Below are 24633 nucleotides of genomic sequence, written 5' to 3'. Positions count from 1 at the left end.
CCTTTTTGTATGATCGCCCCCTGCGCATTGGGGAATGTTCATGGACGTACAGGCAGGTGGCGACGTGCCGCCCACGAAATGGGGATGGCGTTATCTGGCCTGGGCCGGGGTGCCGTTGCTGGCTGGCGTACTGCTGGCGCGGTATGCCGGGCCGGCGGCGCCCGAGGCGGTTGCCCGCGCCACCGCCGCCGAAGGCAGCTGGGCGCAGCACCTTGCCTCACCGCTGGGCCTGTTCCTGCTGCAGCTGCTGGTGCTGCTGCTGGTGGCCAAGGGCGCGGGTGCGCTGCTCAAGCGCTTTGGACAACCGGCGGTGATCGGCGAAATGGCCGCCGGCCTGATGATGGGGCCGCTGGTGCTCGGCAGCCTGCTGCCGCAGCTGCATGGTGCGCTGTTCCCGGCCAGTTCGCTGGGTCCGCTGGGCATGCTCAGCCAGCTGGGCGTGCTGATGTTCCTGCTGGTGGCCGGTGCCGAGCTGGACCTGGCGGCGCTGCGTGGCCGCCGGCGCTTCGCCTTCATGGTCAGTCATGCCGGCATCGCGGTGCCGTTCGTGCTCGGCGTGGCGCTGGCGATCTGGCTGTATCCGCAGCACGGTCCGCAGGGTGTGGGCTTTACTGCATTCGCATTGTTCGTCGGCATCTCCATGAGCATCACCGCGTTCCCCGTGTTGCTGCGCATCCTTGCCGATCGTGGGATCACACAGACGCCATTGGGCCAGACCGCGATCGCCTGCGCGGCATTGGGCGATGCCACCGCCTGGTGCCTGCTGGCCTTGATCGTCGCCGCCGCCCAGGCCAGCGGCTGGTTGCCGGCCAGCCTCAACCTGCTGTGCGTGGTCGTGTTCGTGGCGCTGATGCTGGGGCTGGTGAAGCCGTGGTTTGCCCGCCAGCAGATCGCGCCGGGCCGTGAGGGACGTTGGTTGCTGGGTATCCTGCTGCTGTCACTGGCCAGTGCGCTGATCACCGAGATGCTGGGCATCCACGCGTTGTTCGGTGCATTCGCTGCGGGCGTCGCGGTATCGTCCAACGCGCAGCTGCGCGACCTGTTGATGGCCCGCGTCGAACCGTTCGCGGTGACCCTGCTGCTGCCACTGTTCTTCGCCATGACCGGCCTGCGCATGCGCGCCGATGCGCTGCAGGCCAGCGATGTCGTGTTGTGCGTGGTGGTGATCGCGGTGGCCACGACGGGCAAGCTGCTGGGTACCTTCAGTGCCGCGCGCAGTGCGGGCATGCCCACGCGCGAAGCGTGGCGGTTGGGGGCGCTGATGAACACCCGTGGCCTGATGGAGCTGATCGTGCTCAACCTGGGCTACGAGCTGGGCCTGCTCGGCGATCGGCTGTTCGCGGTGCTGGCGATCATGGCGTTGGTGACCACGGCGATGACCGGGCCGCTACTGAACCTGATCGAGCGGCGCCGGGGCTGAGCGCTGGACGGTCGTGCCGGCCGCTGGCCAGCATCCTCATGATGCTGGACACACCTGCATGGATGCCGGCCAGCGGCCGGCACTACCGCTACCGCGCCGGTACCAGCGTCATCGTGTGCTGCGCTTTGCCGGGCAGGAACGGTGTCGGCCGCCCATGCACCCAGTCTTCGTGGCCGGCGCCCCAGTACGGCGACAGCGGGTGCCCGCTCTGGCCGCCGGGCATGTGCACGATGCCGTCGGCCTCGTGGCCGGGCGAAACCACCATGCGTTCGGAGGCGCCGAAGTTCGGCGTCTGCACGCGCGGCATGTCACGGTCACCGGGCAGGGGATCGGCGGGCATGCACAGCCAGCGCTTGGCAATGTCCGGCAATGCACGCGCGATGGGATGGCAGAGCGTCGCGGTGTTGCGCTCTCCCCAGGTGCGCTGGGCCAGTGGGCCCTGCTTGGCCAGCTCGCTTTCGGTGCGGCGTGCGGCATCAAGCAGCAGCGCGTCCCAGCTGTCGTAGGCCGGTGGCAACAGGTTGGCGGGGCGTTGCTGCAGCATCGGCCAGGCCACGCCTTCCAGTTGTGCCAGGCGCGGGTCCAGATAGTCATCGCCCAGCTGCGCGTTGGCCGGTGCCAGCAGTGCTTCGGACAGGGTATCCATCACCTGCGTGCGGAACGCGCGCACCACCCGGTAGCTGACCGAGCCGGCCGAGGCCCGGCCGCCCCATTGATGGCTGACCGCCTTCAAGCGCTTCAGTGCAGGGTCGTCACTGCGTTCGATGACGTCATGCAGCAACGCCCACCAGCGCTGCAGGAACACGGCGCGGTCGTCGAGCTGGATCGCCAGCAGGTCGTGTTCGTCGAAGCGGTCCTGGATGGCGAGCAGGTCGCGGATCTGCTGCGCACGCGCGCCGAGGTCATAGCCACCGTTGCCGACGCTGGCCAGCGCCTCGCCGTCGAGGACGCGTCCGTTGGCGGTCCACAGGCGATGGTTGGGGGGATCGATCAATGCAGGCGAGGCATCGCTGCGGATCGGCCACGGTGCGCAGTCCTGGTTGCTGGCGGCCGTGAAGCCGGCCGGCGCACAGCCGGGGCCGCGGTCAGGGCGGGCGCCGATCAGCCGCCAGGCAATGCGGCCGCTGCGGTCGCCGACCACCAGGTTCTGCGCGGGAATGCCGGCGCGGTCGGCGAAGTGCAGTGCACCGTCCAGGTCACCGGCGCGGGCCAGATCAGCGAAATCCAGGCGTACGGCGCCGGGCAGGTGTGCGACCCAGCGCAGGGCATCGCCACTGCCATCGGCATGGGGGTGCAGGATCGGCCCCCAGGCGGTTTCGCGTACCGGGAACAGCACGTCGGCCTGGCCGGCCACCGCAATGCGTTCTTCGTGCACGGTCACCGTGGCGTTGGCCGGTTCCGTGCGGTAGTCCGCCGTGTCGATGTAGCTGTTGGTGAAGCCCCAGGCGACGTGGCCGTTGCTGCCGACGATCACCGCCGGCAGGCCAGGGAGCGAGAAGCCAGTGACGTCGACCTGGCCGCCGGCAGCCTGCGGGTCGGGGTAACGCAGGCGCACCCGGAACCACAGGCCAGGCGCGCGCAGGCCCAGGTGCATGTCGTCGGCGACGATGGCGCGGCCGTCCGCGGTGAGTGCGCCGGCCACCGCGAAGTTGTTGCTGCCGATGACGTCCGCCTCCTCCTGCTCGGTGCCCGGCTTTCCCTTCAATGTGCGCAGATCGAGCTGGCTGGCATCGGGCAGAATCGCATTGCCGGTGGCTTCGCCAAACAGCGGTGCATCCCATTCGGTGCCGTCGTGGGCAATCAGCGCGTACAGCGCCGGCGGCACCACCGCACGGATGCGGCTGAGGGCAAGCTCGGTCTGGTTGTTCGGGTCCTGCAGGTCGGCGTACATGGCCAGCCCGGCCAGCACGCTGTCGCTGGCCTGCCACGGTTGCGGTGACTGCCGCAGCAGCAGGTAGGCCCATGGCCGCACGGAGAGATCGGTAAGGCCTTCGTTGACGCCATCCACATAGGCGCGCACGACCGCGCCGTTGTCGCCCAGCGCGGTATCCAGATGCGCCTCGGTGCGGGCGCGCAGGCGGTGCACGCGCATGCGCTTGTCAGCTTCAATGGCCTTCGGCCCGAACAATGCCGACAGCTCGCCGGCGGCACTGCGGCGCATCAGGTCCATCTCGAAATAGCGTTCCTGCGCATGCACATGGCCGAGTGCGCGCATCGCGTCGGCCTGGCTGCCGGCAGTGATGGTTACCACCCCCAGCGCATCGCGCTCGATGGTGACCGGCTTGGCCAGGCCCGGCAGCGCATGCTCGCCGTCCAGGTCGGCCAGGCTGCCGCGCAGCAGGAGCCACAGGGCCAGTGCGGTGACCAGCACGATGGCGACCAACACACCCAGCACCCAACGCCATGTACGTCGCATCGCACGTCCTTTCCGAACTTGTGGGCTGATTGTAGCCGCAGGCGCAACTGCGACTGATTCCGATTAGATCACCGTATTTTGAAATGCGGCACCCTATGCCGCATCGATTCACAGGAGCCCCCCCATGAAAGGCAACCCGGACGTCATCGCCTGCCTGAAGGAACTGCTGCGCGGCGAACTCGCTGCCCGCGACCAGTACTTCATCCATTCCCGCCGCTATGAGGACCAGGGCCTGTTCGCGCTGTACGAACGCCTGAACCACGAGATGGAAGAGGAAACCCAGCACGCCGACGCGCTGCTGCGCCGCATCCTGTTCCTCGGCGGCGACCCGGACATGCGCCCGCATGCCACCGAGCCGGGCAAGACCGTGGAAGAGATGCTGCAGAAGGATCTCGACACTGAATACGCGGTTCGGAACAATCTCGCCGCCGGCATGAAGCTGTGCGAAGAGAAGGGTGACTACGTGAGCCGCGACATGCTGCTGGCGCAGCTGAAGGACACCGAGGAAGACCACGCCTGGTGGCTGGAGCAGCAGCTGGGCCTGATCAAGCGCATCGGCCTGGAGCTGTACCAGCTGAGCAAGATCGACGGCAACGGCGCTCCGGCGCACTGAACCGGCACCGCGATCCGGTAGGGCCGACTGTTAGTCGGCCGCTCTCCAAACGGCAGCCGACTAACAGTCGGCTCTACCAGAGGCAAAAAGCAGCCGACCAGCGGTCGGCTCTACCAGAAGAAGCACAGCGTTCTGTCGCCCGCCAGCACCGGAGCATCGCCAGCCAGCTTTCGCCAGCCAGCCGCTCCACCGCCCGCCAGCCGACAACGAAAAAGCCGGGGAATGCCCCGGCTTTTTCGTGTCTGGTCTCCGGCAAGGCGTGTCAACCAAGGTTGACATCCACCAGGGGCAAGGCCCCAGCCTTTATTCCACCGACAGCCCTTCCACCTTCTGCCAGCCGCGCGGCAGCAGGTGGCCGCGGGTGGCGCGGGCGCCGAGGTAGGCGTCAAGCTCGTTGAACTTCAGCCCCATCGTGCGCTGGCCACTGCGCACCTGCAGGGTCTGCCCCGGGCTGATCGCCACGATGGCGACCACGCGTTCGGTGGCGAGCTTGGCCTTGGGGATCTCGATGATCTTGTTGCCCTTGCCCTTGTCCAGTTCTGGCAGGTCGTTGGCGGCGATCGCCAGCAGGTTGCCCGAACTGGTCACCGCCACGATGCGGTCGGTGGCGACGTTGGCCACCACCGACGGGGTCAGCACGGTCGAACCGGCTGACAGGTTCAGCATCGCCTTGCCGGCCTTGTTGCGGCCGATCAGGTTCTCGAAGCGGGTGACGAAGCCGTAGCCGTGGGTGGAGGCCAGCACGAAGCGGGTGTCCGGCTCGGCGCTGGCCAGGGTCACGAAGCTGGTGCCCGCGGCCGGCGAGAAGCGGCCGGTCAGCGGTTCACCGTTGCCACGCGCGGAGGGCAGGGTGTGCACCGGCGTCGAGTAGGCGCGGCCCTCGCTGTCGAGGAACGCGACCTGCTGCGTACTGCGCGCACGCACCGCGCCCTGCAGGGCGTCACCATCACGGTAGGACAGGGCGGACGCATCGACGTCGTGGCCCTTGGCGGCGCGGATCCAGCCCTTCTCCGACAGCACGACGGTCATCGGCTCGCTCGGCACCAGCTCGGTCTCGTCGATGGCCTGCGCGGCCTGGCGCTGCACCAGCGGCGAACGGCGCGCGTCGCCGAATTTCTTGGCATCGGCGGTCAGTTCGTCGCGGATCAGCTTCTTCAGCTTGGCCTTGCTGTCGAGGATGCCGAGGATCTTCTCGCGTTCCTTGGCCAGCTCGTCCTGCTCGCCGCGGATCTTCATCTCTTCCAGGCGGGCCAGCTGCTTCAGCTTGGTTTCCAGGATGTACTCGGCCTGTTCCTCGGACAGGCCGAAGCGCGCGATCAGCGCCGCCTTCGGTTCGTCCTCGGTACGGATGATGTGGATCACCTCGTCCAGGTTGAGGAAGGCGACGAGCAGGCCTTCCAGCAGGTGCAGGCGGCGCTCGACCTTCTGCAGGCGGTGCTGCAGGCGGCGGGTGACGGTGTTGCTGCGGAAGGTCAGCCATTCGCTGAGCAGCATCTTCAGGTTCTTCACCTGCGGACGGCCGTCCAGCCCGATCACGTTGAGGTTGACGCGGTAGCTGCGCTCCAGGTCCGTTGTCGCGAACAGGTGGCCCATCAGCTGGTCGGCGTCGACGCGGTTGGAACGTGGCACCAGCACCACGCGCACCGGGTTGGCGTGATCGGATTCGTCGCGGATGTCTTCCAGCCACGGCAGCTTCTTGGCGCGCATCTGCGCGGCGATCTGCTCGATCACCTTCGACGGCGACACCTGGAACGGCAGCGCCGTCACCACGATGTTGTTGGCTTCCTTGTTGAAGGTCGCACGCGCACGCACGCTGCCGTTGCCGGTCTCGTAGATGTTCCGCAGATCGTTGGCGGCGGTGATGATCTCGGCGCTGGACGGGTAGTCCGGGCCCTGCACGTGCTCGCACAGGTCGCGCACGGTTGCATCGGGGTTGTCCAGAAGGTGCAGCAGTGCGCTGACGATCTCGTTGAGATTGTGCGGCGGCACGTCGGTGGCCATGCCCACGGCGATGCCGGTGGTGCCGTTCAGCAGCAGGTGCGGCAGCCGCGCTGGCATCCAGGTCGGTTCCTGCAGGGTGCCGTCGAAGTTCGGTGCCCAGTCGGCGGTGCCCTGGCCCAGTTCGCCCAGCAGCACTTCGGCGATCGGGGTCAGCTTGGATTCGGTGTAACGCATCGCCGCGAACGACTTCGGGTCGTCGCTGGAGCCGAAGTTGCCCTGGCCCTCGATCAGCGGGTAGCGGTACGAGAACGGCTGTGCCATCAGCACCAGCGCCTCGTAGCACGCGCTGTCGCCATGCGGGTGGTACTTACCGATGACGTCACCGACGGTGCGCGCGGACTTCTTCGGCTTGGACGCGGCATTCAGGCCCAGCTCGCTCATCGAATAGATGATGCGGCGCTGCACCGGCTTCAGGCCGTCGCCGATGAACGGCAGGGCGCGGTCCAGGACCACGTACATCGAGTAGTCGAGGTAGGCGCGTTCAGCGTACTCGCGCAGCGGCAGTTGTTCGAATCCGTGGAACACGGGGCGGGCAAGTTCGGTCATGCGGCGTTGTTACCTGTTGTCGGGAGGCGGCGACGGCGGTCGCCGCTCGCAATCCTGTGATTATCCGGATGCGGCGGGGGATGCCAAGCCGCGCGCAGGGTCCAACCCGGTTTCCAGGCCGTGTCCGGCCCGTGCCAGGTAGCGCCCCGGTGGCAGCCCGAAGTGGCGGCGGAACACGGTGACGAAGGCGCTGGCGCTGCTGAAGCCCAGCGCGTGGGCGATATCGGCCACGCTGCGGCCGTCGGTCAGCTGGCGCAGGGCTTCGGACAGCCGGGCCTGCTGCCGCCACTGGGCGAAGCTGAGGGTGGTCTCGTCGCGGAAGTGGCGGGTCAGGCTGCGCGGCGACAGCCCGGCCCAGTGCGCCCATTCGGCCAGGCTGCGCTCGTCGGACGGGTCGGCCAGCAGCTGCGAGGCGATCTTCAGCAGGCGCCGGTCATGCGGCATCGGCAGGTGCATGCGCTGGCGCGGCGCGGTACGGATCTCGTCCAGCAGCACCTCGATGATGTGCTGGCGCTCGGGCGTGGTGTCGTAGCCCAGCGGCCATTCGCAGATGCGGTCGGCCAGCGCCTGCGCCAGCTTGGACAGGCCCAGTACGCAGGGATCGGCGGGCAGGGTGGCGCAGGCCGGTGCGGCCAGCGCCATGCCCCAGCCACGCAGCGGGCCGTCGAGGGTGACCGTATGCGGCTCCAGCGGCGGCATCCAGCCGGCCGAGCCCGGCGCCAGTGACCACGTTCCGTGCGAGGTGCGGGTGGTCAACAGGCCGCGTTCGACGCAGATCAGCTGCGCGCGCTGATGGTGGTGCCAGTCCACTTCACGGACCAGGCCCAAGGGGCTGTCGAAGCGGAAGGCGACAACCGGTGGCCCGTCATTGCGCTCGAACCAATCCAGGGCGTCGTCGCGCAGCAACCGCTTGGGAGGGGGGATTTCTGCCTTGTTCATCATATCCGCTGGCTGAAATGTGTCATCCATTGGCTGAATTGTACTACCGGGCCACCTGACCAGATCATTAAGGTAGGCGCCTTCGTTGATCCAGCCCGCTGCTGCAACACAGCATTCGATGCCAGATCGAATATTTCCATTGAGAAATATTTTTTTTGGAAGAGAATGCTCCCCCATGATCTGTCCTGCAACCACTCCCCCCAGCTTCGGCCTGCTGCTGCGCCAGGTGCGCGATGGCCTGGTCCGGCAACTCGACGCGTCCATGGCTGAAGAAGACCTGGGTATCGGCTTCACCCATTACATCGGGTTGAAGGTGCTTTCCAACATGGCTCCGTGCACGGCCAACGAGCTGGCCCAGGCCATCGACCAGGTGCCCAGTGCGGTGACCCGCCTGCTGGACAAGCTGGAGTCGCTGGGCTGCGTCCGCCGCGAACCGCATGCCCAGGACCGGCGTGCGCTGCAGATCGTGCTGACCGATGAAGGCCGCGCACTGTGGGCGCGGCTGAAGCTGCGTGGCGACGCGGTGATGGATTACGCCCTGCGTGATCTTTCCGCCGACGAGCGCACGCAGCTGCTGTCCCTCCTCACCCGAATCCGCGATTCCCTGACGACCCCATGAACCCGATCCCGCAATCCACTCTCCGCCGGTCCGGGCGCGCGCTGCTGGTATCAGCGCTGGCCCTGGCCCTGGCCGCCTGCGCCAGCAGTCGTGGCCTCAACCCGCAGGGCCACGTGCTCGACGTGGACAGCCTGCACAGCGAACGCACCCTGGCCGACACCGACCTGAGCGCCACCGGCTTCCCGGCGCAGGACTGGTGGAAGGCACTGGGCGATGCGCAGCTGGACGCGCTGGTCGCCGAGGGCCTGGCTGGCCACCCGAGCCTGGACGCTGCCGATGCGCGCCTGCGCCAGGCGCAGTCGCAGGTCGGTACCGCGCGTGCCGATCGCCTGCCCAGCCTGTCGGTGTCCGGTGGCTATACCGGTCTGCGCCTGCCCGAGTCGATGGCCGGCAGCGAGATGGGTGGCCATTACGCTGGCAGCAGCCAGGTCGCGTTTGATTTCAGCTATGGCGTGGACCTGTGGGGCGGCAAGCGCGCTGCCTGGGAAGCGGCCGTGGACGGCGCCCATGCCGCCACTGTCGAAGCCCAGGCTGCACGCCTGAACCTGTCCACCGGCATCACCCAGGCCTATGCCGACCTGGCGTATGCATGGCAGCTCAATGACGTGGCCGAAGAAGAGCTGGGCCGCTCGCAGAAGTCGCTGGAACTGACCCGCCAACGCCGCAGCGCCGGCATCGACAGTGATCTGCAGGTGCGCCAGGCCGAGGCCCGCGTGCCCGCCGCGCAGCAGCAGGTGCAGGCCGCGCAGCAGCGCATCGATGCGGCCCGCACCGCGCTGGCCGCGCTGGTCGGCAAGGGTCCGGACCGTGGCCTGTCGATCCAGCGCCCGCAGGCGTTGAATCCGATGGCGCTGCAGCTGCCGGGCGTGCTGCCCAGCGAACTGTTGGGTCGTCGCCCGGACATCGTTGCCGCGCGCTGGCGCGTGGAAGCGGCCGACAAGCAGATCAAGGTCGCCAGGACCATGTTCTACCCGAGCTTCAACCTGACCGCACTGGCTGGCGTCGTCGCACCGAACGTGGGTGATCTGCTGAAAAGCAGTTCGACCTTCGCCTACATCGGACCGGCGCTGAGCCTGCCGATCTTCGAAGGCGGCAAGCTGCGCGCCAACCTGGCCAACGCCGATGCGCAGTACGACCTGGCGGTGGCCAACTACAACCAGACCGTGCTCGATGCACTGCGCGACGTGGCCGACCAGGTCAACGCGGTGCGTTCGCTGGCACAGCAGGCGCATTCGCAGCAGCAGGCGGTGGATACCGCACGTTCGGCCTTCGACCTGGCCCAGCAGCGCTACCGCGCCGGCATCGGCAGCTACCTGGACGTGCTGACCGCGCAGTCCACCCTGCTGCAGTCGCAGCAGCAGCTGGCCGGCCTGCAGTCGCAGCAGGTGCAGACCTCGGTGCGCTTGAGCAAGGCGCTGGGCGGTGGTTTCCAGCCCTCTGACGCCGACCGCGCACCGATCGCCTCCCATTCCGATTCCTCGCATTCCTGAAGACTTCCGCCATGAGCCAGACCCAAGACACTGCGGCCCCGGCCGCCCCCAACCGCCGCGGCAACCTGCTGCGCGGCCTGTTCGTGATCGTCGTGCTGCTGCTTGCCGCACTGGCGTTGTGGTACTTCATGTTCGGCCGTTGGTTCGAAGAGACCGACGACGCCTACGTGCAGGGCAACCAGGTGCAGATCACCCCGCTGGTGGCCGGTACCGTGGTCGCCATCAACGCCGATGACGGCATGCGCGTGGAGCGCGGCCAGCTGCTGGTGCAGCTGGACCCGTCCGACACGTCGGTGGCGCTGCAGCAGGCCGAAGCCAACCTGGCCAAGACCGTGCGCCAGACCCGTGGCCTGTACCGCAGCGTGGAAGGCGCACAGGCAGATTTGAACGCCCGCCAAGTGACCCTGAAGCGCGTGCGCGACGATTTCGCCCGCCGCAAGGATCTGGCCGCCACCGGCGCCATTTCCAATGAAGAACTGGCCCATGCCCGTGACGAGCTGGCCGCTGCCGAAGCCGCCGTGGCCGGTTCGCGCGAGACCGTCGAGCGCAACCGCGCGCTGGTCGACGACACCGTGATCGCCACCCAGCCGGACGTGCAGGCGGCCGCCGCGCAGCTGCGCCAGGCCTTCCTCAACAATGCCCGCGCCGGCATCGTCGCGCCGGTCACCGGTTACGTCGCCCGTCGTTCGGTGCAGGTTGGCCAGCGCGTGCAGCCGGGCAATGCCCTGATGGCGGTGGTGCCGACCGAGCAGATGTGGGTCGAGGCCAACTTCAAGGAAACCCAGCTGCGCCACATGCGCCTGGGCCAGGAAGTTGAGCTGAAGTCGGACCTGTACGCCGGTGACGTGAAGTACAAGGGCCGTGTCCAGAGCCTGGGCCTGGGCACCGGCTCGGCGTTCTCGCTGCTGCCGGCGCAGAATGCCAGCGGCAACTGGATCAAGATCGTTCAGCGCGTGCCGGTACGCATCGCCATCGATGCCAAGCAGCTGGCCGAACACCCGCTGCGCATCGGCCTGTCGATGAAGGCCGAAGTGAGCCTGCGCGACCAGAAGGGCGAAGTGCTGCCGAGCACCCCGGCCAAGGGCACGGTGTTCGACACCGACGTGTATGCCAAGCAGCTGCATGATGCCGACGAGGTGATCCACACGATCATCCAGGGCAACCTGCCGCAGCAGGCGAAGGTGGGTTGAGGTCGCCATGTCCGCACAAGCTCCAGCCGCGCCCGGTGCTCCGGGCGCCCCGGCGGCGCCGGGTACGGCCTCCGGGTTCCTGCCGCCCAGCGTCGCCCTGTGCACCGTCGGCCTGGCGATGGCGTCGTTCATGCAGGTGCTCGACACCACCATCGCCAACGTCTCGCTGCCGACCATCGCCGGTAACCTCGGCGCCAGTTCGCAGCAGGCGACCTGGGTCATCACCTCGTTCGCGGTCAGCACAGCCATCGCGCTGCCGCTGACCGGCTGGCTCAGCCGCCGCTTCGGCGAACGCAAGCTGTTCGTCTGGGCCACGCTGGCCTTCGTCATCACCTCGCTGCTGTGCGGCCTGGCGCAGAGCATGGGCATGCTGGTGCTGTCGCGTGCGCTGCAGGGTTTCGTGGCCGGCCCGATGTACCCGATCACGCAGTCGCTGCTGGTCTCGATCTATCCACGGGAGAAACGCGGGCAGGCACTGGCGCTGCTGGCGATGATCACGGTGGTGGCGCCGATCTGCGGACCCATTCTCGGTGGCTGGATCACCGACAACTACAGCTGGGAATGGATCTTCCTGATCAATGTGCCGCTGGGCATCTTCGCTGCGCTCGTTGTGGGCAACCAGCTGAAGGGGCGCCCGGAGCACATCGAGAAGCCGAAGATGGACTACGTCGGCCTGGTCACCCTGGTGATCGGTGTCGGTGCGCTGCAGCTGGTGCTCGACCTGGGCAACGACGAGGACTGGTTCTCGTCCATGAAGATCGTGGTGCTGGCGTGCGTGGCCGTGGTCACGCTGACGGTGTTCCTGATCTGGGAACTGACCGACAAGGATCCGATTGTCGACCTGAAGCTGTTCCGGCATCGCAACTTCCGCGCCGGTACGCTGGCGATGGTGGTGGCCTACGCGGCGTTCTTCAGCGTGGCGTTGCTGATTCCACAGTGGTTGCAGCGTGACATGGGCTACACCGCGATCTGGGCGGGCCTGGCGACAGCGCCGATCGGCATCCTGCCGGTGATCATGACCCCGTTCGTGGGCAAGTATGCATCGCGCTTCGACATGCGCATGCTGGCTACGATTGCGTTCATTGTGTTGTCGATGACCAGCTTCCTGCGTTCGAACTTCAACCTGCAGGTGGACTACAACCATGTGGCGGGCGTGCAGCTGATCATGGGCATCGGCGTCGCGCTGTTCTTCATGCCGGTGCTGCAGATCCTGCTGTCGGACCTGGATGGGCGCGAGATCGCGGCGGGCTCAGGCCTGGCCACCTTCCTGCGTACGCTGGGCGGCAGTTTCGCGGCGTCGCTGACGACGTGGCTGTGGGCGCGGCGCACCCAGGTGCACCATGCCGACCTGACCGAGCACATCTCGGTCTATCAGCCGGGCATGCAGGACCAGGTGACAGCGATGGGGCAGGGCGACCTGCAACATGGCGCAGCGGTACTGAACAACATGATCAACCACCAAGCATCGCAGATGGGCTTCAACGACATCTTCTTCCTGCTGGGCTGGATCTTCCTGGCGATCATCGCGTTCCTGTGGCTGGCCAAGCCGCCGTTTGGCGCAGGCGCAGGTGCGGCCGCCGGTGGCGGACACTGAAACTCCCTGGAAACACGTGCTGTATTTTGACCCCGCCGCAAGGCGGGGTTTTTGTTTGTGCACCGCGGGTCGCACGGGCCCTGCCGTTGGGATCGTGCCGCGGCGCAGGTTCAGCGCGTGCGATAGACGCGCTTGAACACCACCCGATCGCAGAACAATCGGGTGATGGCCCACATTCCCGCCACAAGTACGGCGCCGCATGTGAGCCAGCCAGCAGTGGCCTGCAATCGGCTGCCGACCAGTGCGCCGCAGATGATGGCGGCAACAAAGACCAGCATTACGGCCTCCTTCGATGCGCCGTAGTGGACCTCGGCCTGGCATCCCACGCATACGCGTACGCCGTGGTTCGAGCCGGTATGGCAGTGAGGGCAGATGATGCTGCGCTGCATGGGTGCGTCCTTTGGGGAAGGGGGAGGGCGCTGGTCAGGTCGTGGCGATACACCTGCAACCGGCTTCTGTAAATCTGCCTTCCACCGAAAAGGAATCGGGTAAATCTCGACTAGGAAAAGTACGAATTGAACGGCTAAAGTGAAATGCGCCCCAAAAGGAGGCCGTTCAAGGTCTGGTAACGACGCGCCGGGAGGCGGTATGCAGCAGCAGGCGACTGCCGGGTGGTGCTAGATACGACAGTTCCAGCGGTAGATGCGATGCCAGGCTCGCCAAACCCCGGAAACGAAAAAACCCGCTTTCGCGGGTTTGATCATCTTGAGTCATGGTGCCCAGGAGAGGACTCGAACCTCCACGGTTTTACCCGCTAGTACCTGAAACTAGTGCGTCTACCAATTCCGCCACCTGGGCGACTCAGGAGATGAATTGTGCGGTACGGCAGAGGATGTGTCAACAACATTTCACACCTTTTTCTGCGGCTGCACGCCCAGGTGAAGCAGCAGGCTGCGCATTGCCGATGACAACTGCGCCCACTCGGCAAAACAGGCGCACAGGCGGCGCTGTGCCCATGCATCGGCGAGCGGTACGGCGACGGTATGCGTGCTGCGCCGATGCTGGCGGGCGATGGTCCGCGGCACGATGCCGACACCAATGCCGTGGCCGACCATGATGCATACGCCTTCGAAGGTCTTCATGCGGATGCGTACGTCCAGGCGGCGCCCGATGTCGCGCGCCTGGTCCTCGATGTAGGTCTGCAGTGCATTGCCATCGGCCAGTGCGACGAAGGTCTCGCCGGCAACATCGGTGAAGGTCACGCTGCGCTGCGATGCGAATCGGTGGTCTGCGGGCAGCAGCATCACCAGTGGATCTTCGGTGACCACATGCTGCTGCAGGCCGGCAGCGTCGACCGCATCGCTGATGATGCCGGCCTCGGCCTGGCCAGCACTGATCGCACGCACGACTTCAGGGCTGGTGCGCTCCAGCAGTTCCACGTGCAGGCGCGGGCGTTCGGCCAGCCACGGTGCCAGCCGAGAGGGCAGGTAGTTGGTCAGCGCTGCGGTGTTGGCATACAGATGCAGGGTGCCGCGCGCACCGTGCGCGAACGCCTGCAGTTCACCGCGCAGCTGTGCCTGCTGCTGCAGGATCAAGCGTGCATGGTGGGCGAGCGCGGCACCGGCTTCGGTCAGGCTGACGCCGCGTGGGTGCCGGTTCAACAGCGGGGTACCGGCATCGGCTTCGATCGTGCGCAGGCGCTCACTGGCTGAGCCCAGTGCCAGGTTTGCCTGCGCGGCACCGGCCGTGATGCTGCCCGCCTCGGCAATGGCCAGGAACAGGCGCAGGTCGGCGATATCCATCCGCATGTGATGCCCTCATCGCAACGCCTGCGCCTTCGGATCAGCCGAAGGCGAGGCCGGGAAGACCGCATTGTGCGCCGAGCGGCCGGCCGATCCAATGAAGGCATGAATGAATCGATGTACTTCTACGTGCTGCTGGTGGTGGTGTTCGCGCTGGCCGGTGTGGTCAAGGGCGTGACCGGCATGGGGTTGCCGACAGTGGCGATGGGTCTGCTCGGTGGCGCGCTGTCGCCGGTGGCGGCGGCATCGATGCTGTTCATCCCCACCTTCGTCACCAATGCGTGGCAGCTGTTGTCCGGCCCCTCACTGGGCCACATCGTGCGGCGCCTGTGGCCGATGATGCTGGCCGTGGTGGTGGTGACACTGGGTTCGGCAGCGCTGCTGGTGCGGGTCGATCGCACCTGGTCGCGTGTTGCGCTGGGCGTTGCGCTGGTGGTTTATGCGGCCTATGCCCTGCTCGCGCCGGTGTTCCGCGTACCGCAGCGGCGCGAGCGATGGCTGGGGCCGCTGGTGGGGGCGTTGTCGGGTGTGGTGACCGGCGCCACCGGCGTGTTCGTGATGCCGGCGGTGCCGTACCTGCAGTCGCTGGGGTTGCAGCGCGAGGAGCTGGTGCAGGCGCTGGGGCTGGCGTTCACTGTGTCGACGATTTCGCTGACCACTGGCCTGGTACTGCACGGCGCATTCGGCATCCAGCAGCTGGGGCTGAGTACGCTGGCGGTGCTGCCGGCATTGCTGGGCATGTGGCTGGGGCAGGTGATCCGGCAGCGCATCAGTGCGCGGGTGTTCCGCGCCTGTTTCCTGGGTTTCCTGCTGCTGCTCGGGCTGGAGCTGGTGCTGCGGCCGCTGTTGTGATGCCGGCCGCCGGTCGCGGCGATGCCGAATCACGGGCATGAAAAAACCCGCTTTCGCGGGTTTTTCTCATTCTCGACGTGGTGCCCAGGAGAGGACTCGAACCTCCACGGTTTTACCCGCTAGTACCTGAAACTAGTGCGTCTACCAATTCCGCCACCTGGGCGTCGAGGAGCGAGATTATGGAGTGTTGTTACGGGGGTGTCAACACCCTTGTGAAGATCATTGCCGATACCGGGTCGGAGTTCCTTCCTGGAGGAGAAAGAGTCGAGCCTCAGGGCCGGATTACAGGCAAAAAAAATCCCCGCCGAAGCGAGGAATTTTTTCGTTGGTGCCCAGGAGAGGACTCGAACCTCCACGGTTTTACCCGCTAGTACCTGAAACTAGTGCGTCTACCAATTCCGCCACCTGGGCGTTCCAGAGGCGCAATTGTGAAGATGAATCCGCAGGCTGTCAACGACTTCCTGAATATTTTTCATGCAAGGCCTTCAAGACAGCCGCTGACCCGTTCTGCACGCCGTCAGCGGCTACCATGTAGGGCGATGACTACCAAAAAACCAAGCAAGGGCGGGAGCACCTCCCGCAGCCAGGCCCCGAAGAAGGGCGCCAAGGCGGGCACGGCCCGCACCACCAAGCCGGGGAAGCCGTTGCCGGGCTGGTTCCCCGAATTGAATGAAGGCGGCGCACCACCGCGTGGTCGCAAGGTCCGCAGCGCCGATGCCGCCGCTCCGGGCCCGGCCCCGGGCCGCAAGCTGCCGCCGACCGGCAAGGTGATCGACGATCCCTATGCCGCCCGCGAAGCCGAGAAGTACGAACAGCCCATCGCCAGCCGCGAGGCCATCCTGGCCCTGCTGGAGCGCTGCGAAGGGCCGCAGACCGCTGAAGAACTGGGCGCGCGCCTGGGCTTGACCGCGCCGGATCGGGCCGAGGCGCTGTCGCGCCGGCTCGGTGCCATGGTCCGCGACGGCCAGTTGGTGCAGAACCGTCGCGGCGGTTTCGCCCCGATCCAGAGCCTGAACCTGGTCACTGGCGTGGTGATCGCCAACCCGGAAGGGTTCGGCTTCCTGCGCCCGGTCGAAGGCGGCGACGACCTGTTCCTGCCGCCGTATGAGATGCGCAAGGTGATGCACGGCGACAAGGTGTTGGCCCGCGTGACCGGCATCGATCACCGTGGCCGTCGCGAAGGCAGCATCGCCCGCGTGCTCGAACGCGGCATGACCCGCCTGATCGGCCGCTTCAGCATCGAAATGGGCATCAACTATGTGGTGCCCGACGACAAGCGCGTGCAGCGCAACGTGCAGGTGCCGCCGGACCAGACCGGTGGTGCACGCGACGGCCAGCTGGTGGTCTGCGAACTGACCCAGGCGCCGGACAGCCGCCGTCCGCCGATCGGCCGCATCATCGCCGTGCTCGGCGACAAGCTGACCGCGTCGCTGGTGGTGGAGACCGCCATCCACGGCCACGAGCTGCCGTTCGAGTTCCCGCAGGAGGTGCTGGACGAAGCGGCCTCGGTGCCGCTGGTGGTCGAGCCCGCAATGATCGGCGACCGCGTCGACCTGCGCAGCACGCCGCTGGTCACCATCGACGGCGAGGATGCCAAGGACTTCGACGACGCGGTGTACTGCGAGCCGAATGCCGAGGGTTTCCGCCTGGTGGTGGCGATCGCCGATGTCTCGAATTACGTGCGCCCCGGCACGCCGCTGGATGAGGAGGCGCAGAAGCGCGCCACCTCGGTGTACTTCCCGGGCTTCGTGGTGCCGATGCTGCCGGAGACGCTGTCCAACGGCATCTGCTCGCTGATGCCGAAGGTCGACCGCATGTGCTTTGTCTGCGACATGCAGATCGACCGCGATGGCCTGGTCACGCATTCGCGCTTCTACGAGGCGGTGATGAACTCGCATGCGCGCCTGACCTACACCCAGGTGTGGAAGGCGGTGGGCGAGGACGATGCCGATACCAAGGCCTGGATGGGCGACCTGCTGCCGCAGGTGCAGCGCCTGCACCAGCTGTACAAGGTGCTGTCCAAGGCACGTGCCAAGCGCGGTGCCATCGAGTTCGAAAGCAGTGAAGTGCGCTTCGTGCTGGACAACCGCGGTGAAGTGACCCAGGCCGGCATGCTGGTGCGCAACGACGCGCACAAGCTGATCGAGGAGTGCATGATCGCGGCCAACGTCGAGGCGGCCAGGTACCTGCTGTCGCGCCATGTGCCGGCGCCGTACCGCATCCACGAGAAGCCGCCGGAAACCAAGTACGCCGACCTGCTGGAATTCCTCAAGGAGTTCAAGCTGAGCCTGCCGCCGTGGTCGAAGGTGCGCCCGGGTGACTACACCAAGCTGCTGAAGAAGATCCGCGACCGCCCCGATGCCACGCTGCTGGAATCGGTGCTGCTGCGCAGCCAGAGTCTGGCGATCTACAGCCCGGAGAATCACGGTCACTTCGGCCTGGCGCTGGAGGCGTACGCGCACTTCACCTCGCCGATCCGTCGCTACCCTGACCTGCTGGTGCACCGCGCGATCAAGCACGCGTTGTCCGGCAAGCCGCTGGACAAGTTCACCTACAACGCACGCGAGATGGCTGCGCTGGCGCTGCAGTGCTCCGAGCGTGAGCGCCGTGCCGATGAGGCCGAGCGCGAGGTCGACGAGCGCTACCGCGCCGCGTGGATGGAAAAGCACGTGGGCGGCCAGTTCGATGGCGTGATCAGTGGCGTGACCAGCTTCGGCCTGTTCGTGGAGCTGGACGAGTCGAAGGTGCAGGGCCTGGTCCATGTGACCCAGCTGCCGCAGGACTATTACAAGTTCGACGCGACCCGCAAGACGCTGACCGGCGAGCGCCGTGGCAGCAGCTACCGGCTGGGTGATCGCGTGCGCATCCTGGTGCTGAAGGCCAGCATGGAAGAGCGCAAGATCGACTTCCGCTTGGTCGAGCACAAGGGTGAGGATGAAGGCGATGGCCTGCCGCCGCTGCCCGAGCGTGGCAAGCCGGCCAAGCGGAAGAAAGAGAAATACTGATGACCGTGGTAGTGCCGGCCGCTGGCCGGCATCCATGGCACCCTCGGCACCGACGGGTTGCCGGCCAGCGGCCGGCACTACCAGGAGACATCGCATGCAGGGCCAACCCGAATACAGCGGCGGCTGCCAGTGCGGCGCGATCCGCTTCCAGGCGCGAGGCGAGCTGACCGACAGCTCGATCTGCCATTGCCGGATGTGCCAGAAGGCCTTCGGTGCCTACTATGCGCCACTGGTGTCGGTGCGCGGCGTGCAGTTCAGCTGGACCCGCGGCCAGCCGCGCTATTTCCAGTCGTCCAACGTGGTGCGGCGTGGCTTCTGCGCCGACTGCGGTACCCCGTTGACCTATGAAGCCCCCGACGGCGTGGCCGTGGCCGCTGGTGCCTTTGACCAACCCGAACGCCTGCCACCGACCATCCAGTACGGAGTCGAACGCAAGCTGCCCTTCGTCGACAGCCTGGCCAGCCTGCCGGCGCGGCGCACCGAGGAAGACATCGCGGCGCTGGATTTCCTGGCCACCATCGTGTCCCACCAGCATCCGGACCACGACACCCCGCACTGGCCGCCGCGCAGCCGATAAGCCACCTGTAGCGCCGAGCCCACGCTCGGCTGCTCTGGGTTCAGGCTTCATCGGCCGCCGCCCGCCGAGCATGGGCTCGGCGCTACAGAGGGCCGGCCGCAGCGCCCGGCCCGCCGATGCTCTACCATAGCCACCCCCTTTCCGGTCCCCGCCCGCATGAGCAAGAACAGCCAGTGGATTGTCGGCGTCAACGCCGTCGCCTCCTCCATCGAGAACGACGCCGAGAACGTCCGCGAAGTGCTGGTCGAGGCCGGTGCGAAGAACCCGCGCCTGACCGAGATCGAGGAAAACGCCCGCCGCAAGGGCATCGACGTGCGCAAGGTGAACAGCCAGGCGCTGGACGGTGTCGGCGGTTCGGTACGCCACCAGGGCGTGGCCGCGCGCTATGCCGCCGCCCGCACCTACAGCGAGAACGAGCTGGAAGGCCTGGTCACTGCAGCCGAGGGCAAGGCCCTGCTGCTGGTGCTGGACGAGGTGCAGGACCCGCACAACCTGGGCGCCTGCCTGCGCTCGGCCGCTGCCGCCGGCGCGACTGCCGTGATCATCCCCAAGGACAAGTCGGCCACGGTCAATGCCACCGTACGCAAGACCTCGGCGGGTGCCGCCGATCTGATCCCGGTGGTGGCGGTGACCAACCTGTCGCGCTGCCTGAAGGACCTGCAGAAGCAGGGCGTGTGGATCTACGGCCTGGCCGGCGAAGCCACCGCCTCGCTGTACCAGCTGGACCTGAAGGGCAACATCGCCCTGGTGCTGGGCGGTGAAGCCGATGGCCTGCGCCGCCTGACCCGCGAGAACTGCGATGGCCTGGTCAAGATCCCGATGCCGGGCGAGATCGAGAGCCTGAACGTCTCCGTCGCGGCCGGTGTCAGCCTGTTCGAGGCCGTGCGCCAGCGCGGTTGATCGGCAGCAGCGGCTGTGTCGACCAAGGTCGACACCCACCAGGTAGTCGCCAACCTTGGTTGGCGCTCTTGCCGCCTCACCCCGCGCTGCCGCCCAGTGCCTTGAACAAGGTGACGTCGTTGTTCAGCTGGCCCTGGCGCACGCGCGCCAGCGACAGCTCGGCATCGCGCCGGGTCTGCTGCGCTTCCAGCCAGGTGCGCAGGTCGGTGGCACCCACGCGGTAGCGCACTTCCTGCGCCCGTTCCACTTCCACCGCTTCGTCGTACGAAGCCTGCGAGGCCGCCACCTGGCGCGCCAGCTGCTCGCGTGCCGACAGCGCGTTGTCCACTTCCGAGAGCGCGGTATACAGCGTCTTGCGGAAATTGGTCGCGGCGATCTGGTAGGCGGTGCCGGCGATATCGGTATCCAGCTGCGCGCGCTGCAGGTTGAGGAACGGAAGCGACAGGCCGGCGCCCAGCGTGGCCACCGGGTTGCGCAGCACGTCACCCAGCGACGTTGCACTGGAGCCGAGGCTGCCGGTCAGGCTCAGCGCCGGGTAGTACTGGGTAGCGGTCACCTTGATGGTCTTCAGGCTGTTGCGCAGGCGCAGTTCGGCCGCGCGCAGGTCGGGACGGCGACCGAGCAGGTCGGTCGGCAGGCCCTCCGCGATGCTGGGGCTGCGTGCGCCGAGCAGGTCCTGCGGTTCGTCCTGCTGCGGCCAGGGCGTGCCGTCCAGCAGCACGGTCAGTGCATTGCGCGCCTCCACCCGCTGCTGTTCCAGCGCACTCTGCGAGGAACGCTGCGACTGCAGGTTCTGCAGTGCCTGGCGTACTTCCAGGCGCGATACCGCACCGGCGTCGAAGCGGGCCTGGACCAGTTCGCGGGTACGTTCCAGCCGCTCCAGGTTGGCCTGGCCGGTGGCGATGGATTGGTTGAGATAGGCCAGGTTCCAGTATTGGTTGATGGTGTCGCTGATCACCAGCAGCGCGGTGTTCTGCCGGTCTTCCTCGCTGGCCTCGGCTTCCCAGCGGGCGATGTCGCGCTGGGTGCGCAGGCGGCCCCACAGGTCCACTTCCCAGCCCAGCGAGACGCCGGTGGAATAGCTGCGGCGCCAGTCGTCGGCCTGGTCGGTGGCGCGGCTGGCGCTACCACTCACACCTGAAGACGAAGGCTGCGGCCACAACGCGTTGCTGGCCAGGCCGGCCTGCAGGCGCGAACGCTGCACGGCCAGGCCAGCGGCGGCAAGATCGCTGTTGGCGGCCAGCGCCTGCGCCACCAGACGGTCGAGACGTTCATCGCCGAAACCGGTCCACCAGGTGTCCTGGCGGATGTCGCGGCCCGGAGTATCCAGGCTGCTGCGCGGATCGTCGGCGGGCGCATTGAGGGCGGCGTCGCCACGACCGTAGGTCGCCGCCACGTCGGGGGCCTGCACCGGATAGCGGCCCATCGATGCGCAGCCGGACAGGGCGAGCAGTACAGCGCCCGCCAGCAACAGGCGCGAGGGGGCAGGGAAGGGCAGTCGGGTCATCATCTTCATTCGCGGGCCAGGGCCTCCACTGGGTCGAGCTGCGCGGCGTTACGCGCGGGCAGGAAGCCGAACGCAACGCCGATCAGGGTCGAGCAGGCGAAGGCGGCGACGATCGAGGCGGTGGAGAACAGCACCTGGAAGTCGCTGGCGAAGCGGCCGATCATCGAGCCCAGCAGCAGGGCCAGGCCGATGCCGAGCACGCCGCCGAGCAGGCACACCAGCACCGCCTCGATCAGGAACTGCTGGCGGATATCACTCTGCCGTGCACCGACGGCCATGCGCACGCCGATCTCGCGGGTACGCTCGGTCACCGAAACCAGCATGATGTTCATCACACCGATACCACCGACCAGCAGTGCGATGGCGGCGATGGCGCCGATCAGCAGGGTCATCGTGCGCGTGGTCTGCTCGATGGTCTGGCGGATCTCGGCGCTGTTGCTGAGGAAGAAGTCCTCGGTGCCATGGCGCATCGTCAACAGGCGGGTGATCGCTTCCTGTGCCGCATCCATCGGCGTGGCGTCGTCCACGCGCACGGTGATGCTGGACACGTGGCTCTGGCCGAGCATGCGCGACATCACCGTGGTGTACGGCAGCCACACGCTGAGGCTGGTGCTGCCGCCGAAACCGAAACTCTGGCGCTTGGCCACGCCGACCACGCGTGCCGGCACATTGCCGAGCAGGATCACCTGGCCGATCGGATCGACATCGGGGAAGAACTGGGTCTGGGTGTTCTCGTCGATCACCGCCACCTGGCCGAGGCCCTTCACCGCATCGGCATCGAAGAAGCTGCCGCTGAGCAGGGTCACGCCCTTGACCCGGAAGAACTGCTCGCCGACGCCGCTGACCTGGGCGGTGGAGGACTGGTTGCGGTAACGCGCGGTGACCGAGGTCGACACGCTGGGCGTGGAGCTGTCGACGTAGCTCTGCCGGGCCAGCGCATCGGCATCACTGGCTTTGAGCGTCTGCACACGGGCCGAGCGCATGTCTCCGAAACCACGGCCGGGGTAGACATCGATGGTGTTGGTGCCGAGCGCGCTGATGTTCTGCAGGATCTGCTGCTGCGAGCCATTGCCCAGCGCCACCACCGAGACCACCGAGGCGATGCCGATGATGATGCCGAGCATGGTCAGGAAGGTGCGCAGCCGATGTGCATTCATCGCCAGCAACGCCATGCGGAATGCTTCGGTGAAGCGGTCGCGCGCGGCCCGCCAGCTGTTGCCGCGGGCGACGCCGGTGCTGGCCTCGCGCTGCGCGCGGTAGGTCGGTGCATTCGGGTTGGCGCGGTCGGCGATGATCTCGCCGTCGCGGATCTCGATGATCCGCTGCGCGTGTTCGGCCACGCTCATGTCGTGGGTGACGATGATGATGGTGTGGCCTTCGGCGTGCAGCTCGCCGAGGATCGCCATCACTTCCTCGCCGGATTTCGTGTCCAGCGCGCCGGTCGGTTCGTCGGCCAGGATCACCTCGCCGCCGTTCATCAGGGCACGGGCGATCGACACGCGCTGCTGCTGGCCGCCGGACAGCTGGCCCGGCTTGTGGTGCATGCGGTCGCTCAGGCCCAGCCGCTGCAGCAGCTGTTCGGCACGCGCGTTGCGCACCGGGCCGGGGCTGCCGGCGTACACCGCCGGCACTTCCACGTTGCCGCGCGCATCGAGGTCGCCCAACAGGTGGTAGCGCTGGAAGATGAAGCCGAAATGCTCGCGGCGCAGTTTGGCCAGCTCGTCCGGCTCCATCTTCCCGGTTTCGCGGCCGGCCACCTGGTAGCTGCCACGGGTGGGGCGATCGAGGCAGCCGAGGATGTTCATCAGCGTCGACTTGCCTGAGCCGGACTGGCCGACGATGGCCACCATCTCACCGGCGTGGAGGTCGAGGTTGACGTCGCGCAGCACGGCGATCACATCGTCGCCGGCCGGGAATTCGCGTCGCAGGTCACGCAGGCGCAGCAGCGGCGCCGTCGTGCTCATCGGCGCCCCATGCCCGGGCCGCCGACCCGCATCTGCATGCCGCCGCGGTTGCCGCCGCCGGCGCTGGCACCGGCCGCACCGGCTTCGCCGACCACCACGCGCTCGCCTTCCTTCAGTCCCGACAGGATCTGGGCCGAGGCGCCGTTGTTGATGCCCACGGTTACCTTGCGCGGCTGCGGCTGGCCCTTGTCGTCCAGCACCCGCACCATGCGCTCGTCGCCACGGCGCTTCGGCCCCAGTGCCACCGCCGGCACCATCAGCACGCCCTTGGCCTGCTTCAGCAGTACCGACACCTGCGCGGTCATGTCGATGCGCAGGGTGCCATCCGGATTCTCCACGTCGAACAACGCGTTGTAGTAGACCGCGCTGCTGGAACTGGAACTGGACGAACTGCTGGAACTGGACGAACTCTCGTTGGCGATCGAGGCCGGCGCCGGATTGATCTGGCGCAGCGTGGCGTGGTACTTGCGGTCCGGATCGCCCAGCGTGGTGAAGTACACCGGCATGCCGGCCTTGATCTTGACCACGTCGGCCTCGGAGATCTCGGCATTGACCGTGACCACGTCCAGCCGTGCCAGCATGACGATGGTCGGTGCGGTCTGGTTGGCGTTCACGGTGCGACCTTCCTCGGCCACCACCGCCACCACGGTGCCGTCCATCGGCGCGGTAATGCGGGTGTAGGCCAGGTTGGCGCGGGCGGTGCCCAGCTCGGTTTCGCGGCCCTTGATCTGCGCCTCGTAGGACTGCAGCTGGGCGCGGGCGGTCTTCAGCTGCGCCTCGGCGGCATCGTATTCCTGGCGCGAGGTGGCCTCGGCGGCCAGCATCTGCTGCTGGCGCGCGAATTCCAGTTCGGCCTGGCGCAGGGTGGCCTGCTGCACGGCGCGCTGGGCGGTGACCTGGTCCAGCGAGGCCTGCGCATTGAGCACCTGGTTCTGCTGGGTGGTGGCGTCGATCTCGGCGATCAGGTCGCCTTCCTTCACGGTGTCGCCCAGCTGCACCTTCAGCGATTTGATCTGGCCCGAGGCCTGGGCACCGACGCTGACCAGCTTGTAGGCGTCGATCACGCCGGTGGCGTCCACCGTCTGCTCGATGTCACCACGGCTGACGGGCGTGGTCGCCACCGCCGGGGCGGCGGGCTTGCGCAGCAGCCACCAGGCGGCTGCGGCAACGGCAAGGGCGAGCAGGGCGATCAGTATCAGGCGACCCCGGCGGGTCGCGGGCAGCAGGCGGAACGTCACGTCGTGGCTTCACTCTCGGG

18 protein-coding genes and 3 tRNA genes are annotated in these 24633 nt (G+C 67.2%); 10 read left to right on the top strand and 11 right to left on the bottom strand.

Annotation, left to right across the window (positions count from 1 at the left end):
* Positions 1–34 precede the first annotated feature (34 nt).
* The gene (locus ACX9OT_RS11430; protein ID WP_459002137.1) at positions 35–1420 is read left to right on the top strand and encodes a cation:proton antiporter domain-containing protein; all 1386 of its coding nucleotides are present in this window, start codon (positions 35–37) and stop codon (positions 1418–1420) included.
* 88 nt (positions 1421–1508) lie between these two features.
* On the opposite strand, the gene ACX9OT_RS11425 is transcribed toward ACX9OT_RS11430, so the two are convergent.
* Positions 1509–3836 (bottom strand): penicillin acylase family protein, encoded by a 2328-nt coding sequence (locus ACX9OT_RS11425; RefSeq protein ID WP_459002135.1) that lies wholly within the window; start codon positions 3834–3836, stop codon positions 1509–1511.
* 124 nt (positions 3837–3960) lie between these two features.
* Between ACX9OT_RS11425 and bfr the strand changes: the two genes are divergently transcribed.
* Entirely contained in the window at positions 3961–4449 is a 489-nt protein-coding gene (gene bfr / locus ACX9OT_RS11420; protein WP_004151115.1) for a bacterioferritin, read from the top strand.
* A gap of 303 nt (positions 4450–4752) precedes the next feature.
* Here bfr and parC read toward each other — a convergent pair whose 3' ends face one another.
* Both parC and ACX9OT_RS11410 read right to left on the bottom strand, forming a co-directional pair.
* Entirely contained in the window at positions 4753–6996 is a 2244-nt protein-coding gene (gene parC / locus ACX9OT_RS11415; protein ID WP_459002132.1) for a DNA topoisomerase IV subunit A, read from the bottom strand.
* A 60-nt stretch (positions 6997–7056) separates the two neighbouring features.
* Entirely contained in the window at positions 7057–7938 is an 882-nt protein-coding gene (locus tag ACX9OT_RS11410; protein ID WP_049399506.1) for a helix-turn-helix domain-containing protein, read from the bottom strand.
* Positions 7939–8110: 172 nt separating this feature from the next.
* Here ACX9OT_RS11410 and emrR point away from each other — a divergent pair, with 172 nt between their 5' ends.
* Genes emrR through emrB form a run of 4 tightly spaced genes read left to right on the top strand, consistent with a single transcriptional unit; the run spans position 8111 to position 12828 of the window.
* Positions 8111–8554: a multidrug efflux system transcriptional regulator EmrR gene (emrR, locus tag ACX9OT_RS11405; RefSeq protein ID WP_032127923.1), complete on the top strand. Its 444-nt coding sequence runs from the start codon at positions 8111–8113 to the stop codon at positions 8552–8554.
* A complete protein-coding gene (gene emrC, locus ACX9OT_RS11400; protein WP_459002129.1) occupies positions 8551–10044 on the top strand; it encodes a multidrug efflux transporter outer membrane subunit EmrC in 1494 nt (497 codons plus the stop codon). Before emrR ends, emrC begins: the two co-directional genes overlap by 4 nt.
* 11 nt (positions 10045–10055) lie before the next feature.
* Positions 10056–11234: a multidrug efflux MFS transporter periplasmic adaptor subunit EmrA gene (gene emrA / locus ACX9OT_RS11395; RefSeq protein ID WP_049399501.1), complete on the top strand. Its 1179-nt coding sequence runs from the start codon at positions 10056–10058 to the stop codon at positions 11232–11234.
* A gap of 7 nt (positions 11235–11241) precedes the next feature.
* Positions 11242–12828: a multidrug efflux MFS transporter permease subunit EmrB gene (emrB, locus tag ACX9OT_RS11390; RefSeq protein WP_459002127.1), complete on the top strand. Its 1587-nt coding sequence runs from the start codon at positions 11242–11244 to the stop codon at positions 12826–12828.
* A gap of 110 nt (positions 12829–12938) precedes the next feature.
* Here the strand turns inward: emrB and ACX9OT_RS11385 are convergent, their stop codons facing one another.
* From ACX9OT_RS11385 to ACX9OT_RS11375, 3 genes are all read right to left on the bottom strand, one after another.
* Positions 12939–13217, bottom strand: coding sequence for a hypothetical protein (locus ACX9OT_RS11385; RefSeq protein WP_049461950.1), 279 nt, complete (start codon positions 13215–13217; stop codon positions 12939–12941).
* 324 nt (positions 13218–13541) lie between these two features.
* Positions 13542–13626, bottom strand: a tRNA-Leu gene (locus tag ACX9OT_RS11380).
* 50 nt (positions 13627–13676) lie between these two features.
* Positions 13677–14576 (bottom strand): LysR family transcriptional regulator, encoded by a 900-nt coding sequence (locus ACX9OT_RS11375; RefSeq protein ID WP_459002125.1) that lies wholly within the window; start codon positions 14574–14576, stop codon positions 13677–13679.
* 99 nt (positions 14577–14675) lie between these two features.
* Between ACX9OT_RS11375 and ACX9OT_RS11370 the strand changes: the two genes are divergently transcribed.
* On the top strand, positions 14676–15422 hold the full coding sequence (locus ACX9OT_RS11370) for a sulfite exporter TauE/SafE family protein (protein ID WP_459002124.1): 747 nt from the start codon (positions 14676–14678) through the stop codon (positions 15420–15422).
* A 78-nt stretch (positions 15423–15500) separates the two neighbouring features.
* On the opposite strand, the gene ACX9OT_RS11365 is transcribed toward ACX9OT_RS11370, so the two are convergent.
* Positions 15501–15585: transfer RNA gene (locus ACX9OT_RS11365), tRNA-Leu, on the bottom strand.
* Between the two features lie 163 nt (positions 15586–15748).
* Positions 15749–15833: transfer RNA gene (locus tag ACX9OT_RS11360), tRNA-Leu, on the bottom strand.
* A 128-nt stretch (positions 15834–15961) separates the two neighbouring features.
* On the opposite strand from ACX9OT_RS11360, the gene rnr reads away from it, so the two are divergent.
* From rnr to rlmB, 3 genes are all read left to right on the top strand, one after another.
* Entirely contained in the window at positions 15962–18427 is a 2466-nt protein-coding gene (rnr, locus tag ACX9OT_RS11355; protein WP_459002122.1) for a ribonuclease R, read from the top strand.
* A 94-nt stretch (positions 18428–18521) separates the two neighbouring features.
* Positions 18522–19004 carry a GFA family protein gene (locus tag ACX9OT_RS11350; RefSeq protein ID WP_071228428.1) on the top strand — a complete coding sequence of 161 codons (483 nt, stop codon included), beginning with the start codon at positions 18522–18524 and terminating at the stop codon, positions 19002–19004.
* Between the two features lie 156 nt (positions 19005–19160).
* Positions 19161–19904, top strand: a complete 744-nt coding sequence (rlmB, locus tag ACX9OT_RS11345) for a 23S rRNA (guanosine(2251)-2'-O)-methyltransferase RlmB (protein ID WP_005408775.1) — start codon at positions 19161–19163, stop codon at positions 19902–19904.
* A 76-nt stretch (positions 19905–19980) separates the two neighbouring features.
* On the opposite strand, the gene ACX9OT_RS11340 is transcribed toward rlmB, so the two are convergent.
* From ACX9OT_RS11340 to ACX9OT_RS11330, 3 genes are read right to left on the bottom strand one after another with little or no spacing between them, the layout of a single operon-like run.
* Positions 19981–21420, bottom strand: a complete 1440-nt coding sequence (locus tag ACX9OT_RS11340; protein WP_071228427.1) for a TolC family protein — start codon at positions 21418–21420, stop codon at positions 19981–19983.
* Positions 21417–23375 (bottom strand): MacB family efflux pump subunit, encoded by a 1959-nt coding sequence (locus ACX9OT_RS11335; RefSeq protein WP_459002118.1) that lies wholly within the window; start codon positions 23373–23375, stop codon positions 21417–21419. Before ACX9OT_RS11335 ends, ACX9OT_RS11340 begins: the two co-directional genes overlap by 4 nt.
* Positions 23372–24613: an efflux RND transporter periplasmic adaptor subunit gene (locus ACX9OT_RS11330; protein WP_459002116.1), complete on the bottom strand. Its 1242-nt coding sequence runs from the start codon at positions 24611–24613 to the stop codon at positions 23372–23374. The genes ACX9OT_RS11335 and ACX9OT_RS11330 overlap by 4 nt, the downstream gene beginning before the upstream one ends.
* Between the last annotated feature and the right edge of the window lie 20 nt (positions 24614–24633).

This window comes from Stenotrophomonas genospecies 3, from assembly GCF_054473855.1.
The sequence above is the reverse complement of the archived record's forward strand: the minus strand, read 5'-3'. Positions and strand labels throughout refer to the sequence as shown.

Bases quoted from the DNA above. Each gene is read 5' to 3' on its own strand.
- ACX9OT_RS11430 (WP_459002137.1), top strand. From the start codon at position 35: ATGTTCATGGACGTACAGGCAGGTGGCGACGTGCCGCCCACGAAATGG.
- ACX9OT_RS11425 (WP_459002135.1), bottom strand. From the start codon at position 3,836: ATGCGACGTACATGGCGTTGGGTGCTGGGTGTGTTGGTCGCCATCGTG.
- bfr (WP_004151115.1), top strand. From the start codon at position 3,961: ATGAAAGGCAACCCGGACGTCATCGCCTGCCTGAAGGAACTGCTGCGC.
- parC (WP_459002132.1), bottom strand. From the start codon at position 6,996: ATGACCGAACTTGCCCGCCCCGTGTTCCACGGATTCGAACAACTGCCG.
- ACX9OT_RS11410 (WP_049399506.1), bottom strand. From the start codon at position 7,938: ATGATGAACAAGGCAGAAATCCCCCCTCCCAAGCGGTTGCTGCGCGAC.
- emrR (WP_032127923.1), top strand. From the start codon at position 8,111: ATGATCTGTCCTGCAACCACTCCCCCCAGCTTCGGCCTGCTGCTGCGC.
- emrC (WP_459002129.1), top strand. From the start codon at position 8,551: ATGAACCCGATCCCGCAATCCACTCTCCGCCGGTCCGGGCGCGCGCTG.
- emrA (WP_049399501.1), top strand. From the start codon at position 10,056: ATGAGCCAGACCCAAGACACTGCGGCCCCGGCCGCCCCCAACCGCCGC.
- emrB (WP_459002127.1), top strand. From the start codon at position 11,242: ATGTCCGCACAAGCTCCAGCCGCGCCCGGTGCTCCGGGCGCCCCGGCG.
- ACX9OT_RS11385 (WP_049461950.1), bottom strand. From the start codon at position 13,217: ATGCAGCGCAGCATCATCTGCCCTCACTGCCATACCGGCTCGAACCAC.
- ACX9OT_RS11375 (WP_459002125.1), bottom strand. From the start codon at position 14,576: ATGCGGATGGATATCGCCGACCTGCGCCTGTTCCTGGCCATTGCCGAG.
- ACX9OT_RS11370 (WP_459002124.1), top strand. From the start codon at position 14,676: ATGAATGAATCGATGTACTTCTACGTGCTGCTGGTGGTGGTGTTCGCG.
- rnr (WP_459002122.1), top strand. From the start codon at position 15,962: ATGACTACCAAAAAACCAAGCAAGGGCGGGAGCACCTCCCGCAGCCAG.
- ACX9OT_RS11350 (WP_071228428.1), top strand. From the start codon at position 18,522: ATGCAGGGCCAACCCGAATACAGCGGCGGCTGCCAGTGCGGCGCGATC.
- rlmB (WP_005408775.1), top strand. From the start codon at position 19,161: ATGAGCAAGAACAGCCAGTGGATTGTCGGCGTCAACGCCGTCGCCTCC.
- ACX9OT_RS11340 (WP_071228427.1), bottom strand. From the start codon at position 21,420: ATGAAGATGATGACCCGACTGCCCTTCCCTGCCCCCTCGCGCCTGTTG.
- ACX9OT_RS11335 (WP_459002118.1), bottom strand. From the start codon at position 23,375: ATGAGCACGACGGCGCCGCTGCTGCGCCTGCGTGACCTGCGACGCGAA.